Genomic DNA, 14882 nt, shown 5'->3' with positions numbered 1-14882 from the left:
ACCACGACCCACCACCCGAGGCCCCCGCGGCCTCTCGAAGGAGCCACCATGAACCCCCAGCCGAGCATCGACGCCGTCCACGACGTCCTCGTGGTGGGATCCGGGGCCATGGGCACCCAGATCGGGGCGGTCTTCGCCCTGGCCGGCTACACCGTCACCACCAGCGACCTCGACCCCGCCGCCCTGGAGCGGTCCCGGGACGAGGTGCACCGCCGCCTCGGCCGGCTCGCCGAGAAGGGCAGCCGCAGCCGCGAGGAGGTGGACGCCGCCCTGTCCCGGATGGCCTACACCACCGACTCGCTCGAGGCCGCCCGCACCACCGACTTCGTGCTCGAGGCCGCCGTGGAGCGGCTGGACATCAAGCGGCAGCTGTTCGCCGACCTGGACGAGGCCGCCCCCGAGCACGCGATCCTGGCGACCAACTCCTCCACCATCCCCTCCTCCCTGCTGATGGACGCCACCGGGCGCGGGGACCGGGTCTGCAACATGCACTTCTTCAACCCGGCGCTGGTCATGGCCTGCGTCGAGGTGGTGCGCAACCCGCTGACCTCGGACGCGACCGTGGAGACGACCCTCGCACTGGCCCGCCGGCTCGGCAAGCAGCCGGTGCGGCTCAACCAGGAGGTGCCCGGTTTCGTGGCCAACCGCCTGCTGGGGGCCCTGCGGGACGAGGCGCTGCGCCTGGAGGCCGACGGCGTGGCCAGCTTCGAGGACATCGACGTGGCCGCGCGCACCGCCCTGGGCCACCCCATGGGCCCCTTCGAGCTCATGGACCTGGTGGGCATCGACGTGTCCTACCTGATCCGGCTGTCCGAGCACGAGCAGAGCGGGGACCCCGCGGACCTGCCGCACCCCTCCGTGCAGACGCTCTACGAGCAGGGCCGCTACGGCCGCAAGACCGGCCGCGGCTGGTACGAGTACGCCGGCTGAGCGCCACCCGCGCGCCGCACCCACCGAACCACGAGGAGAGACGACATGAGCCAGTTCGAGGACCTGCGCGTCCTGCAGGAGATCTTCGGCCGCCCCGGCACCGGCCCGCTCGCCGGGGTGGTGGTCGCGGACCTCAGCCGGGTGCTCGCCGGACCCTACTGCACCATGCTGCTGGCGGACATGGGCGCCACCGTGATCAAGGTGGAGTCCACCGCCGGGGACGACGCCCGCGCGTGGGTGCCGCCGCACCGGGACGGGGAGAGCACCTTCTTCCTGTCGGTCAACCGGAACAAGCACTCGATCGCCCTGGACTTCGCCGACCCGGAGCAGCTCCGGGTCGTGGAGCAGATCGTCGCCCGGGCGGACATCCTCGTGGAGAACTTCAAGCCCGGCGGGCTGGCCCGCTACGGCCTCGACTACGAGAGCGTCAGCGCCTGGCGCCCGGACCTCGTCTACGCCTCGATCACCGGCTTCGGCACCGCCGGCGGCGCCGACCTGCCCGGCTACGACCTCCTGGCCCAGGCCCTCTCCGGGATGATGAGCCTCACCGGCAGCCAGGACGGCGAGCCGTACCGGGCCGGCGTGGCCCTCTTCGACGTCATCACCGGCCTGCACGCGGCCACCGGGATCCTGGGCGCCTTCCACGAGCGCCAGGCCTCCGGGGCGGGCCAGCACGTGGAGCTGAACCTGCTCACCTCGGCCCTGTCCGGGCTGGTCAACCAGTCCGCCGCCTACGTGGCCGGCGGCAGCGTGCCCACCCGGATGGGCAACGAGCACCCCAGTCTCTATCCCTACGAGCCGTTCCCCGCCCGGGACAAGGACATCGTCATCGCCGTGGGCAACAACGGGCAGTTCGCCCGGCTCTGCCGGTGCCTCGGGGCCCCGGAGCTGGCCGAGGACGAGCGGTTCCGCACGGTGTCCGCACGCAACGCGAACCGGGTGGAGCTGCGCCGGCTGATGATCGAGCGGCTCGCCGCCCGGGACGCCGAGGACTGGTTCGAGCAGCTCAAGGCCGTGCAGGTGCCCTGCGCCCCGATCCTCGGAGTCGACGAGGGCGTCCGGTTCGCCGAGGGGCTCGGCCTGGACCCGGTGGTCCTCGCCGGGTCGGGGGACCGCGAGATCCCCACGGTCCGCCACCCGGTGGAGTTCAGCCGCACCCCGGTCGACTACACGCAGGCCCCGCCCCGGCTCGACGGCGACCGGGACCGGGTCCTGGCCTGGCTCCAGCGCGGGCGGCCCGCGGTCCGGAAGGCGTCATGAGCGCCGTGCACCGCACCGTGCTGCCCGTGCGCTGGTCCGACCAGGACCTCAACCGGCACGTCAACAACGCCCGCGTGGTGACCCTGATCGAGGAGGCCCGGCTCTCGGCCGTCGCCGCCTGGCTGGGGGAGGACGGCGTCCCGGACCCCGCCCGCCCCCGGGTGGTGGTCTCCCTGTCCCTGGACTACCTGCGGCCCATCGACCACGGCCCGGAGCTCACCGCCCACGTCTGGGTGGCCGGCCTCGGCCGCTCCTCCTACACCGTGGCCTACGAGCTGCGCCAGTACGGCCGGGCCGCGGCCCGGGCCCGCACCGTGCTCGTGCAGACGGACCCGGCCACCGGCCGGTCCGTGCCGCTGCCGGAGGGGGTGCGCTCGGTCCTGGAGGGCCTCGTCGTCCCGGACCCCGTGACCGCACGTGCATGAGCGCGACGGCGGGGCCCGGGCGGGGCGTGGGGCGGATCGCCTATCCGGCGCTGCTGGCCACCACCGCGCTGGGGACCATGTCCTCGAACGTCATCAACGCGCCGCTGTGGGTGATCCGCACCGACCTGGGCATGACGGCCCAGCAGTCCGTCCTGGCCGTGAGCGCCTTCACGATCGCCATGGCCACGGCGGTGCCGCTGGCCGGCTGGCTCGGCGACCGGCTCGGGGTGAAGGTCTTCCTCATCGCAGCCCTCGGGGTGATGGTGCTCGCGGAGCTCACGGCGGCCTCGGCCACCGGCCTGGAGACCCTGGTCTCCGCCCGCGCGGTGCAGGGCGCGGCGTGCAGCGCGATCCCGCCGTGCGTGCAGGCCGCCCTCGTCAGCACCTGGCCGGAGCGCACGGCGCGGACCATGGGCGCGTGGGCCTCGGCCATCGGCGTGGGCCAGGCCGTGGGGCCGCCCTTCGGCGGGCTCCTCACCGAGGCCCTGGGCTGGCGCTGGGTCTTCCTGGTGCACGCCGGGCTGGTGCTCGTGCTGATGGCCCTGCTCGCGGCGTCCATGCCCCGGACCGGACGGCGGCGCCCGCCCATGCACGTGGCCGCGATGGCCTGGCTCGTGGTGGGCGGCGGCTCCACGGCCACCGCCGTGCTGCTGGCCGGGCAGACCGGCCCGTGGACCGCGGTGGCGCTGCTCGCGGCCTGCGCGGTGCTCGGCTGGTGGCTGTTCGCCCACCTCTCCCGGCGCCGGGCCCGGCGGGCGGCGGCGGACGGCACAGCACCCCGGCCCCTGCTGGACCCCGCCCTGCTGCGGGACCCGGCCTACCTCACGGCCGCGGCCGGGGCGGGGCTGGCCATGGGGACCCTGGCGGTGGCGATCGTGGCCGTGCCGCTGTTCCTCGGCGCCGAGCTGCGGCTGGGCCCGGCCCAGATCGGCCTCGTGGTCCTCACCCTGGCGCTCGCGATGACGGCCGCCGGCCCCGCCGCCGCGCGGGTCGGCCGGCGGCGGGGCAGCCGGGTGCAGCTGAGCCGCGGCGTCGTGCTGGTCGTGCTGGCCACTCCCGTGGTCACCGTGGCCATGGCGACCTCCGGGCTGGGCGTGGCCCGCTGGGTGGTCGTGTCCCTGGTGGTGCTGGGGCTCGTGCTCGCCGGGATCGGCATCGCCTTCGCCCAGAGCGCGGCGGCCACGGAGCTCCTCCTCTCGCCCGCCGGCCGCTCGGGCACCGCCGTGGGCATCCACAACATGATCCGCTTCCTCTCCATGGCCGCCGGCTACTCCGCGGTCTCCCTGGCCTGGGCCACCGGCGCCTCGCTGCTCGTCTTCCCCGCGCTCGCCGTGGCCGCCCTGGGCCTGCTCCTGCTGCTGCGGGCCACCCGGGGCCCTGAGCCGGCCCCGGCGCCCCCGCCCCTTCCCACCACCGCGGGTCCTGCGACCCGCTGACGAAAGGACCGACCATGACCACCACCTCCAGCGCTCCCTCGACCGCGTCCCCGGAGGCCGTTCCCGCCGGCGCCGCGACCTCCGACTACTTCCGGCTCGACGACGACCTCAGCCCCGAGGAGATCGCCGTGCGCGACCGGGTGCGCGCCTTCGCCGAGCAGCAGGTGCTGCCCCTGATCAACGACTACTGGGAGCGCGCCGAGTTCCCCTGGGAGCTGCTGCCCGGCCTGGCCGAGCTGGGCATCATCGGCACCACCATCCAGGGCCACGGCTGCCCCGGGATGAGCCGGAAGGCCGCCGGCATGGTCGCCCGCGAGATGGCGCGGGTGGACGGCAGCATCAACACGTTCCTGGGCGTGCACGGCAACCTGTGCATGGGCGCGCTGAACATGCTCGGGTCCGAGGAGCAGAAGGACCGCTGGCTGCCGGCCATGGCCCGGCTGGAGAAGACCGGGGCGTTCGCCCTCACCGAGCCCGAGCACGGCTCCGACTCGGTGGCCCTGGAGACCACCGCCCGCCGGGACGGGGACTCCTGGGTGATCGACGGGCACAAGCGCTGGATCGGCAACGGGCACGCGGCCGACGTGGTCGTGCTGTTCGCGCGCAGCACCGAGGACGGGAAGGTCAACGCCTTCGTCGTCGAGAAGACCGCCGCCGGCGAGCACCCTGCCGGCTACCGGCCCGAGGTCATCACCGGCAAGGTGGGAAAGCGGGCGATCCAGCAGGCCGACATCGTGCTGGAGGGCCTGCGGGTGCCTGCGGCCAACCGGCTGGAGCACTGCCGGTCCTTCAAGGACGTCTCCCGCGTGCTGCAGGCCACCCGCGGCGGGGCCTCCTGGGAGGCCGTGGGCCACGCGATGGCCGCGTTCGAGATCGCCGCCGACTACGCCGCCCGCCGGAAGCAGTTCGGCCACGCGATCGGCAGCTACCAGCTCGTGCAGTCCCGGCTGGCGAACATGCTCAGCGAGCTCACCGCCATGCAGCTGCTGTGCGACCGGATGGCCGAGCTCGCCGACCGGGGGCAGCTGTCCAACGCGCAGGCCTCGATGGTGAAGATGGCCACCGCGCAGAAGGGCAAGTGGATCTGCAACGAGGCCCGCGACCTGCTCGCCGGCAACGGGCTGCTGCTGGAGAACCACATCATCCGGCACATGACGGACATGGAGGTCGTCTCCACCTACGAGGGCACCGACTTCATCCAGGCGCTGCTCGTGGGCCGGGACATCACCGGCATCTCGGCCTTCAGCTGATCCGCCCGGCACGGGGCCGCCGCGCCCATATCGCCGACGACGTGGCCCGGTGCCGTGGCCCGGTGCCGTGTTCCCCGGTGCCATGGTCCGGTGCCGTGGCCCCCGTGCCGCGCCCCCGGTGCCGCGTCCCTCGTGCGGGGGGTCACGGAGCCGGGAGCGGGTCCTCCGGGACCGAGGGATCGGCGGGGGCGGGGAACACCGTCTCGGAGATCTCGATGACCGACTGCAGGGCGGGATTGGGGTCTCCCCGGCGCCAGATGAGCCGGACCTCCACGGGCTTCTGCTCCCGGGTCAGCGGCTTGTAGACCACGCCCCGGGAGGGAACGTTGTCCCGCACGCTGGAGAGGATCAGGGAGATCCCCATCCCGGCGCCCACCAGCACCACCAGCGTCCAGGAGTCCGGGGCCACCTGCACGATCCGCGGGACGAAGCCGGCGTTCATCGCCAGGGTGTTCAGCCGGTTGGGCAGCGTGGCCCCGGCCCCGCCGGGCAGGACGATCCAGGCCTCCTCGGCCAGGTCCTCGACGTCGAGGGTCTCGCGGTCGGCCAGCGGGTGGCTCTCCGGCAGCGCGATGAGCAGCTCCTCGAGGGCGACGAGCCGGGAGTCGACCTCCGCGGGCAGGAAGTCCCAGCGGCCGATCACCAGGTCGAGGGAGTCGTCCAGGACCTTCTGCAGGCCCAGGTGGGAGAACTGCGAGCTGTAGAGCTCCAGGCTGATCCCCGGGCGCAGCCGGCGGACCTGCCGCGCCAGCTCGCCCACCGCCTGGTTCACGGAGGCCCCGGCGAAGCCGAGCCGGGCCCGCCCGATCTCGCCCTGCTGGGACTTGCGGACCACGTCCTTGATCCGCCGGGCCAGCATGACCAGCTCCCGGGCCGGCTCCAGGAGGGCCTCGCCCTGCGGGGTGAGCGTCACGTGGCGGGTGCTGCGCTCGAACAGGGTGGCGCCCAGTTCGGCCTCCAGCTGCCGGATCAGCCGGCTCAGGGGTGGTTGCGCCATGTGCAGGCGCTTGGCCGCCCGGCCGAAGTGCAGCTCCTCGGCGACGGCGAGGAACGCCTGGGCCTTGTGGACTTCCATCCCGCCAGACTATGGCGTGCCGCGACGGCGGAACGGCCGCGTCCTCGTCGCAATCGTCATGTATGGGGCTTGTGCGGCGGTCCGTGGCATGCTTCGTCTCGTTATGGGCGCCGTCACGTCGCGGAAACGTGCCGTGCCCGGTGCAGTAACACGGCTTTCCTACAGTTCGGAGCAGCATCCCTCGCCCCGCCCCCAAGGAGCACCCATGACCGAGCACGCAGGACCAGGACCCGCGCCCTCCCTGCCGCACGCGCGGCGGCCGGCGCTCCGCGTGGTGGGCGGCACCGCGGTGGAGCCCGCGGGCACCGAGGAAGAGCGGGCGCGGGCCCGCGCCGCCGCCGCGCGCGCCGCCCACCCGTCCTCCGGGATCGGCGTGCCCCGGTTCCGGCGTCCCGAGCCTGCCGCCACGGTTCCCGGGGCCCCGGACGTCCCGTCGGCCACCGTGCCGGATCCGGGGCAGGAGCGCCCGGAGGACATCCCGGCCCTCGACGGCGCCGGCCCGCACCTCGCCACGGGCCGGGCGTTCCTCGCCGCCGCCCGGCCCGGGGACGTGCTGCGGGTCGAGGTGCTGGGCCTGGCCGGCGGGAGCGCGCCGCTGGAGTCCGGGTGCACCGCCTACCTGCCGGTCCGCACGCAGGGCACGGCCTTCTGCCCCCGTGAGCTGTGCCGGGCCCTGGGCTCGGCCGAGGAGGACCCGCGCGGCTCCTTCCGTCTCACCGTGTGCCCGGCCGGCACGCAGGACCTGCCCTCCGTGGCGCACCGGCACCCGTTCGCCGAGACCGACGAGCACTGGATCGTCGTCGGGCACTCGCGCGTCGAGGCGCCCGAGGAGCCGGCGGGTCAGGTCGGAGCCGGGGACGGCGAGCGGTCCTTCTGCATGACCACGGCCATGCACCGGGCGGTGAGCGCCGGGGTGGAGTTCCTGCAGCGGGACCGCGGCCTGGACCGGCCGATCGCCCACGCCTACCTCTCGGCCACCGCCCAGTTCGCCGTCACCCGTCTGGGGGACGGCACGGTCGGCGCGCACGGCCGGATCCGCAAGGCCGACTTCGCCTGAGACCGCCGGAACACGCGCCGATCCCCTCGGCGTGTGCAGTTGCAATGGTCATATTGCGCATGCATTCACCACGACCACTTCCGACCCCCTACTCTGGGTGACGCAGGTCACGCGGGCGTCCGTGCGCGGTTCCGACGACGAGGTCGGACTGCCCGCCGCCGGCCGGAGCACCACGGCCGGGGCGCCCGGTGACCTGTCCAACCCCCTGCGCCGCGCTCCCGCCGCGGCTTGCTGCCCGCGGCTCCCTTCCCGGGGCTCCCTTCCTGCGGCTCCCTTCCTGCGCCGCCACTTCCGCACGACCTCGTTCGCGCCCTGCCGGGCAGGGCCCCGGCCGCTCTGTCCGGCCGCTCTGTCCGGCCGATCCGCCCGGCAGTGATGCGTCCCAGCGCCGCCCGGCGGCAGCTGCCGGCGCCGTCACGGTGCCGAAACACGGGGGCGCCGATCCCGTAACACCGTCTCCCTAGGGTCGTAGTCATTCGACGAACCCGCATCCGACCTCGGGAGACCACCCATGCGTGAGCACCTCGCACGACGAGCCGCCGACGAACTCCAGCGCGGCCTCGGCCGGCGCACCTTCTTCCGGGCGGCCGCCGGCGTGGCCGCCGCCGGTGCCGTCACCACCACCGGCGCCGGCGCCGCGGTGGCCTCCGCCTCGGGCGCCGGTGGCCGGTCCTCCTCGTCGGGCGGCGGGCGTCCCGGCTTCCGCGGCACGATCCTCCAGCCGGGACGGGGGCCGATCCCCGGCGACCACTACCTGCCCTCCGAGGTGGACCGCGTCCTGTGGGGCTACGTGCCGTCCGTGGACGCCGAGCCCGCGCTGCGCATGCGCTCGGGGCGGACGGTCACCATCGACGCCGTCTCCCACGAGGGGATCCTCGAGGACCAGGGCCGGGACCCCGTGGAGTTCTTCGCCGGGCAGGGTGTGCCGAGGTCCCGGGTGCTCGACGACGCGGTGGAGATCGCCCGCGACTACGACCGCACCGAGCGGGACTTCGACCGCGACGGCCCGCACGTGGTCACCGGACCCGTGTTCGTGGAGGAGGCCCGCCCCGGTGACGTTCTGAAGATCGAGACCCTGCGCGCGGACCTGCGGGTGCCCTACGGGGTGGTCTCCAGCCGGCACGGCAAGGGCGCGCTCCCGGGACCCGCCCGCGGGGGCCCGGTGGCGGACCTCCTCGTGGAGGACGTCCTGCCGGCGGTGGGCACGGACGGCCGGGCCACCGGGAACCCGGAGGAGTACGGCAACGTCTCCACGTTCACCCCGGTCGAGCACGGCCAGGGCGTCATGGCCGGCGGGGCGGTGCGCTTCCCGCTGCGCCCCTTCATGGGCATGATGGGCGTCGCCCACCAGCGGGGCGCGGGACTCACCGACGACCTGCTGAACTCGATCCCGCCCACCCTCGGCGGCGGCAACATCGACATCCGCCACCTCGGCGTGGGCTCCACCTTCTACCTGCCCGTGCAGACCGACGGCGCCCTGTTCTACGTCGGCGATCCGCACATGGCCATGGGCGACGGCGAGGTGGCGCTCACCGCGATGGAGGGCTCGCTGCGCGGGACCTTCCGGCTCACCGTCTGCCGCGCGGGGGAGGGGGACGCCCCGTCCGTGGCCCACCACTACCCGTTCGCCGAGACCGCCGAGCACTGGATCCCCATCGGGCTCTCCGACCCGGACGGCGCGGGCGGCGGCGAGCAGAACTCCGACCTGGACGTGGCGATGCGCCGGGCCGTGCTCAACGCCCTCGACTTCCTCGAGCACGACAGGGGCATGGAGCGGGCCGTGGCCTACGCCTACCTCTCGGCCGCCGCCGACTTCGCGATCTCCCAGGTGGTGGACCGCACGGTAGGCGTGCACGGGCTGATCCGCAAGGCCGACTTCGACCGCTCCTGACCGCTCCTGGCCGGCCTCGAGCGCACCCTGCGGCCCTGGGGTGCGTGGCCGCCGGAACGCGTGGCCGCCGGAACGCGTGGCCGCTGGGCCGCTGGGCTGCTGGGCCGCGTGGTCGCTCGGGGTGCCTGGCCGCTTTGCGCTTGGTCGCTCGGGGTGCCTGGCCGCTGGGCGCTTGGTCGCTCGGGGTGCCTGGCCGCTGGGCGCTTGGTCGCTCGGGGTGCCTGGCCGCTGGGCGCTTGGTCGCTCGGGGTGCCTGGCCGCTGGGCGCTTGGTCGCTCGGGGTGCCTGGCTGCTGGGGCGCTTGGTCGCTCGGGATGCTTGGCCGCCGGGGCGCCTCGGGCGCCTGCTAGCCTCCGGGCATGGCCTCCTCCGCCCGGCCGGGTGCCCCTGCCACGTCCGTAGCGCGCACGCTCGCCCGGGTGGCCCTGGCTCTCGTCCTGCTCGGCGCGGGCATCGGCCACCTCACGGTCGCCCGGCAGGAGTTCACCGCCCAGGTGCCCCCGTGGTTGCCGGTGCCCGCGGACGCCGTGGTGCTGATCTCCGGGGTGGTCGAGATCGTGCTCGGGGTCGCGCTGCTCGCGCTGCGGCGGCACCGGGCGGCCGCCGGCTGGGTCGTGGCGGCGTTCTTCGTGGCCGTCCTCCCCGGCAATGTCTCGCAGTACCTCACGCGCACCGACGCCTTCGGCCTGGACACCGACCGGGCCCGGGCGGTCCGCCTGCTGTTCCAGCCGCTGCTGGTCGTCTGGGCGCTGTGGTCCACCGGGGCGTGGCGGGCCTGGCGCCGCGCCCGCCGGGAGCGCTGAGCCCCGCCGGGTTCAGTCCTCCCGGTTGGCGTAGCGGTCCCGCATCCGCCGGTACAGCGCGAAGGTCCCGAGGTAGGCCAGCGCGGCGAGCACCACCGTGGGCAGCCACTCCTGGGCGTCCAGGGAGGTCAGCAGCACCCCGGCCGAGGTGAGCACCAGGGCCAGCACGAGCAGGCTCGCGACGATCGACTTCACGGGCGTCCTTCCGGGACGGGTGCGGGGGCCCTTCCAGCCTAGCGAGGCCGCCGACCGGCGACGACGCCGCTCCCGCCCCCGGCCGAGCCCGGCCCACGTGACCAGCTGCTCCCGGCCCCGGCCCCGGCCCCGGCCGAGCCCGGCGCACGCGACCAGCTGTTGCGCCCGCCGCGGGCTGCTCCCGCCGCGGGCTGCTCCCGCCGCGGGCTGCTCCCGCCGCGGGCTGCTCCCGCCGTGGGCTGTTCTCGGCACGGGTCAGCCGGGCGCACGCGAGTGACCACGCTCACTCCGACTGACCACGGTGCCTCCGACTGACCACGGGATGTCGTGGTCAGTCGGGGCGGACGTGGTCAGTCGGCGAGCGGGGGTGCGGCGGGGCGCCCGTCAGTGGGTGGGGAAGCCCAGGTTGATCTGGGACTCCGAGGGCTCCGGCCAGCGGGTGGTGACCAGCTTGCGGCGGGTGTAGAAGTTGAACGACTCCGGCCCGTACATGTGGGTGTCGCCGAACAGGGACTTCTTCCAGCCGCCGAAGGAGAACGCGCCGATCGGCACCGGGATCGGGACGTTGATCCCCACCATGCCCACCTCGATGTCGAACTGGTACTCCCGGGCGGTCTTGCCGTCGCGGGTGAACACGGCGGTGCCGTTGGCGAACTGGTTGGAGTTGATCAGCCGCACGGCCTCGTCGTAGCTGCCGACCCGCACGACCGACAGGACCGGGCCGAAGATCTCCTCGTCGTAGACCTTCATCCCCGGCTTCACGTGGTCGATCAGCGACACGCCCGTGAAGAAGCCGTCGCCCTCGAACTCCTGCTTCGTGCCGTCCACGACGACGGTCGCGCCCTCGGCCTCCGCCCCCGACACGTAGCCGTTGACCCGTTCCAGGGCCTGCGGCGTGATGAGCGGGCCCATCTCCGAGGCGGGGTCGGTGCCCGGGCCGATGGTCAGCTTCCCCACCCGCTCGGTGATCCTCTCGATCAGCGGGTCCGCCGTGTCGCCCACGGCCACGACCACCGAGATGGCCATGCAGCGCTCCCCGGCGGAGCCGTAGGCGGCCGAGACGGCGGCATCGGCCGCGCCGTCGAGGTCGGCGTCCGGCATGACCACCATGTGGTTCTTCGCCCCGCCCAGCGCCTGGACGCGCTTGCCGTGGGCGGCCGAGGTCTCGTAGATGTACTGGGCGATCGGGGTGGAGCCCACGAAGGACACGGCCTTCACGAGCGGGTTGGTGAGCAGCTCGTCCACGGCGACCTTGTCCCCGTGCACCACGTTGAGCACGCCCGGGGGCAGGCCGGCCTCGGCGAAGGCCTCGGCGATCCACACGGAGGCGGAGGGGTCCCGCTCCGAGGGCTTCAGGACCACGGTGTTCCCGGCGGCGATCGCGGTGGTGATCATCCACAGCGGCACCATGGCCGGGAAGTTGAACGGGGTGATGCACGCGACCACGCCCACCGGCTGGCGGATCTGGTGCACGTCCACGCCGGTGGCGGCCTGCTCGAGGTGCTCGCCCTTCAGGTGGTGCATCAGCCCGGTGCAGAACTGCACGTTCTCCAGCCCGCGGGCGATCTCCCCGGCCGCGTCCGAGAGGACCTTGCCGTGCTCGGCGGTGACGATCTCGGCCAGCTCCGGGGTGCGCTCCCGGATGATGTTCTCGACCTTGAACATGATCGCGGTCCGCTTGGCCAGGCTGGTCGCCCGCCAGCCGCGCAGGGCGGCCTCGGCGGCCTCCACGGCGGTGGCGACCTCCTCGGCCGAGGCCAGCAGCACCTGCTTGGCCACCTGCCCGGTCGCGGGGTTGTAGACGGGCGCGGTCCGCTCCGAGCCGCCGTGACGCCTCCCGTCGATGAAGTGCTCGATGACCTCCCCGGCACCCCGAGGGTCCTGGGCGCCCTGCTCGGCGTCCTGCTGCGCGCGCACCTCGGCGCTCTGCTTGGTGTCCTGCATGGTGTCCTCCTGTGGTGTGTGGTCGCCGCTCAGGCCTTCTCCGGGTCCCAGCCCGGGATCTTCCCGTCCGGGGCGGCGTACTTGGTGATGAGGGAGCAGTCCTTGTCCCCGTAGCCCTCGTCGATGAGCTGCTGCAGCCGCTCGGCCACGAGCTCCGCGGCCGGCAGCCGCACGCCGGTCTGCTCGCCGGCCATCAGGGCCAGGCCGGCGTCCTTGGCGGCGAGGGTCGCGCTGAAGGTGGCCTCGAAGTTGTTGTTGGCCGCGGCGGAGTCCACGATGCCGGGCACGGGGTACCAGGTCTGCAGGGCCCAGGAGTTGCCGGAGGACACCGAGGCGATGTCCCAGAACACCTTCGGGTCCAGGCCCAGCCGGTCGGCGAGCACGGAGCCCTCGGCGCAGGCCTCGAGGCAGATGAACAGCATCATGTTGTTGACGATCTTGGCCGACTGGCCGGTGCCGGCCTCGCCTGTGGCCACGATCTTGCGCGCCATCGGCTCGATGCAGGCGGAGGCGGCCGCGACGTCGTCGGCCTCCCCGCCGACCATGAACGTCAGGGTGCCGGCGGCGGCGCCGCTGATGCCGCCGGAGACCGGCGCGTCCACGAAGCGGAAGCCGGCCTCCCGGGCGGCCCGGTGCAGCTCCAGCGCGGTCTCCACGTCGATCGTGGAGCTGTCCACGAGCAGCGCGTTCTTCGGCGCGAGCGCGATGACGCCGGTGTTCCCGAGGTAGACCGCGCGGGCGTGCTCGCCCTTGGGCAGCATCGTGAACACGATCTCCGCCCCCTGGAGGGCCTCCTCCATGCTGTCGAACGTCTGCACGCCCTTGTCCCGGGCGGCGGCCATGGCGTCGGCGCTGACGTCGTGGCCGCGGACCTCGTGGCCCGCCCGGACGAGGTTCGCGGACATCGGGTTGCCCATGTGGCCGAGGCCGATCCAGGTGATGGTGGTCATCGTGTGTTCCCTTCAGCGAGGTCGTGAACTGCGAGGTCGTGAGCTGCGAGGTCGTGAACTGCGAGGTCGTGAACTGCGAGGTCGTGAACTGCGGGGCGCCCCGCAGCGGGGGTCATGCACAGTGCGCCCAGCGGCGGACCGGGGAACCGGTCCGCCGCTGGGCGCGGGCGGGGCAGGACGGCGGGAATCAGGAGGTCCGGTCCCGGGCGGCCTTCTCCTCGGAGAGCCGGCGCCGGTCCTCGGCGTCGACGTCCTGGAGGGAGATGCCCTTGGTCTCGCGCAGCGTCGCCACGGCGATCAGGGTGATGAGGCAGGCCGCGGCGATGTAGATGGCGATCGGCACCCACGAGTTGAACTCGCGCAGCAGGGCGGTCGCGATGATCGGCGCCAGCGAGCCGGCCACGATCGAGGTCACCTGGTAGCCCAGGGAGACGCCCGAGTAGCGCATCCGGGTGGGGAACATCTCGGCCATGATGGCCGGCTGCCCGGCGTACATGAGCGCGTGGATCATCAGGCCCAGGGTGATGGCCGCGAGGATGATGAAGCTGTTGTCGGTGTCGAACATCGGGAACGCGACGAAGGCCCAGAAGGCACCCAGGGCGGCGCCGGCGGCGTACATCGGGCGCCGGCCCACCTTGTCGGTGGCCCGGCCCACGAGCGGCACGCAGATCGCGTGGATGACGTGGGCGATCAGCAGCAGCAGGAGGATCCGGCTGGTGTCCACGTCCCGCTGGGTGGACAGGTAGGTGATCGAGAAGGTCACCACCACGTAGTAGAGGATGTTCTCCGCGAAGCGCAGGCCCATGGCGCCGAAGACGCCGCGGGGGTAGCGGCGGAAGACCTCGCCCACGCCGTAGGCCGCGGACTTCTCCTCGCGGACCTCCTGCTGGGCCTCCTTGAAGATCGCGGCGTCGGTGACGTGGGTGCGGATGTAGTAGCCGATGGCCACGATGACGATCGAGAGCCAGAAGCCCACGCGCCAGCCCCAGGAGAGGAACGCCTCCTCGGAGAGGGTGAACGAGAGGGTGAGCAGCACGACGGTGGCCAGCAGGTTGCCCAGCGGCACGGCGGCCTGCGGCCAGCTGGACCAGAAGCCGCGCTCCTTGTTGGGGGAGTGCTCGGCCACGAGCAGCACGGCGCCGCCCCACTCGCCGCCCACCGCGAAGCCCTGCACGAAGCGCAGCACCACGAGCATGGCGGGGGCCCAGTAGCCGACCTGCTGGAAGCCGGGCAGGCAGCCCATCAGGAACGTGGCGGCGCCGACCATGACGATCGAGATCTGCAGCAGGTGCTTGCGGCCGTACTTGTCGCCGAAGTGGCCGAAGACGATGCCGCCCAGCGGGCGGGCGACGAAGCCCACCGCGTAGATCAGGAACGCCTTGAGGATGCCGTCCAGCGGGTTGCCGGTGTCCACGAAGAACAGCTGGCCGAAGACCAGCGTGGAGGCCGTGGCGAAGAGGAAGAACTCGTACCACTCCACGACCGTGCCGGCCATCGAGGCCGCCACGACCTTCTTCAGCCCGCCCCGGTTCTCCGGCGAGTCGTTCGGGTCCGCCGAGGCGGCGACCCTGTCCTCAGTGCTCATGGGATTCTCCTGCTGCTGGATGAACGGTGACTGTGGTCACAATGTTTGCCTACAGTGTGCGGATCTGTGGTGCGCTTCACA

13 protein-coding genes are annotated in these 14882 nt (G+C 73.4%); 8 read left to right on the top strand and 5 right to left on the bottom strand.

The annotated features are described in order from the left end of the window. Nucleotides 1-48 precede the first annotated feature (48 nt). The 5 genes from AYX06_RS10095 to AYX06_RS10075 are packed head-to-tail and all read left to right on the top strand — an operon-like array spanning nt 49 to nt 5301. On the top strand, nt 49-930 hold the full coding sequence (locus AYX06_RS10095; protein ID WP_062735658.1) for a 3-hydroxyacyl-CoA dehydrogenase family protein: 882 nt from the start codon (nt 49-51) through the stop codon (nt 928-930). A gap of 45 nt (nt 931-975) precedes the next feature. Next, the gene (locus AYX06_RS10090; protein ID WP_062735657.1) at nt 976-2190 is read left to right on the top strand and encodes a CaiB/BaiF CoA transferase family protein; all 1215 of its coding nucleotides are present in this window, start codon (nt 976-978) and stop codon (nt 2188-2190) included. Next, a complete protein-coding gene (locus tag AYX06_RS10085) occupies nt 2187-2615 on the top strand; it encodes an acyl-CoA thioesterase (protein WP_062735656.1) in 429 nt (142 codons plus the stop codon). Before AYX06_RS10090 ends, AYX06_RS10085 begins: the two co-directional genes overlap by 4 nt. Next, entirely contained in the window at nt 2612-4051 is a 1440-nt protein-coding gene (locus AYX06_RS10080) for an MFS transporter (protein WP_084271560.1), read from the top strand. Before AYX06_RS10085 ends, AYX06_RS10080 begins: the two co-directional genes overlap by 4 nt. A 14-nt stretch (nt 4052-4065) precedes the next feature. Then, nucleotides 4066-5301: an acyl-CoA dehydrogenase family protein gene (locus AYX06_RS10075; protein ID WP_062735654.1), complete on the top strand. Its 1236-nt coding sequence runs from the start codon at nt 4066-4068 to the stop codon at nt 5299-5301. Nucleotides 5302-5443: 142 nt separating this feature from the next. On the opposite strand, the gene AYX06_RS10070 is transcribed toward AYX06_RS10075, so the two are convergent. Continuing rightward, nucleotides 5444-6376 carry a LysR family transcriptional regulator gene (locus AYX06_RS10070; protein ID WP_062735653.1) on the bottom strand — a complete coding sequence of 311 codons (933 nt, stop codon included), beginning with the start codon at nt 6374-6376 and terminating at the stop codon, nt 5444-5446. Nucleotides 6377-6581: 205 nt separating this feature from the next. Between AYX06_RS10070 and AYX06_RS10065 the strand changes: the two genes are divergently transcribed. The 3 genes from AYX06_RS10065 (at nt 6582) to AYX06_RS10055 (ending at nt 10127) form a co-directional block, all read left to right on the top strand. After that, the gene (locus tag AYX06_RS10065; RefSeq protein WP_062735652.1) at nt 6582-7433 is read left to right on the top strand and encodes a hypothetical protein; all 852 of its coding nucleotides are present in this window, start codon (nt 6582-6584) and stop codon (nt 7431-7433) included. Between the two features lie 511 nt (nt 7434-7944). Next, the gene (locus AYX06_RS10060) at nt 7945-9324 is read left to right on the top strand and encodes an acetamidase/formamidase family protein (protein WP_062735651.1); all 1380 of its coding nucleotides are present in this window, start codon (nt 7945-7947) and stop codon (nt 9322-9324) included. 359 nt (nt 9325-9683) lie between these two features. Beyond that, the gene (locus AYX06_RS10055) at nt 9684-10127 is read left to right on the top strand and encodes a DoxX family protein (RefSeq protein ID WP_062735650.1); all 444 of its coding nucleotides are present in this window, start codon (nt 9684-9686) and stop codon (nt 10125-10127) included. Between the two features lie 12 nt (nt 10128-10139). Here AYX06_RS10055 and AYX06_RS10050 read toward each other — a convergent pair whose 3' ends face one another. From AYX06_RS10050 to AYX06_RS10035, 4 genes are all read right to left on the bottom strand, one after another. Then, entirely contained in the window at nt 10140-10322 is a 183-nt protein-coding gene (locus AYX06_RS10050; RefSeq protein ID WP_047802282.1) for a hypothetical protein, read from the bottom strand. Nucleotides 10323-10706: 384 nt separating this feature from the next. Further along, entirely contained in the window at nt 10707-12266 is a 1560-nt protein-coding gene (locus tag AYX06_RS10045) for a CoA-acylating methylmalonate-semialdehyde dehydrogenase (RefSeq protein ID WP_084271559.1), read from the bottom strand. 29 nt (nt 12267-12295) lie between these two features. Then, nucleotides 12296-13216 (bottom strand): 3-hydroxyisobutyrate dehydrogenase, encoded by a 921-nt coding sequence (mmsB, locus tag AYX06_RS10040; protein WP_062735649.1) that lies wholly within the window; start codon nt 13214-13216, stop codon nt 12296-12298. A 187-nt stretch (nt 13217-13403) separates the two neighbouring features. Further along, nucleotides 13404-14801, bottom strand: coding sequence for an MFS transporter (locus AYX06_RS10035; RefSeq protein ID WP_062735648.1), 1398 nt, complete (start codon nt 14799-14801; stop codon nt 13404-13406). Nucleotides 14802-14882: the final 81 nt, after the last annotated feature.

It is taken from the genome of Kocuria turfanensis (assembly GCF_001580365.1).
GTDB lineage: Bacteria > Actinomycetota > Actinomycetes > Actinomycetales > Micrococcaceae > Kocuria > Kocuria turfanensis.
The sequence above is the reverse complement of the archived record's forward strand: the minus strand, read 5'-3'. Positions and strand labels throughout refer to the sequence as shown.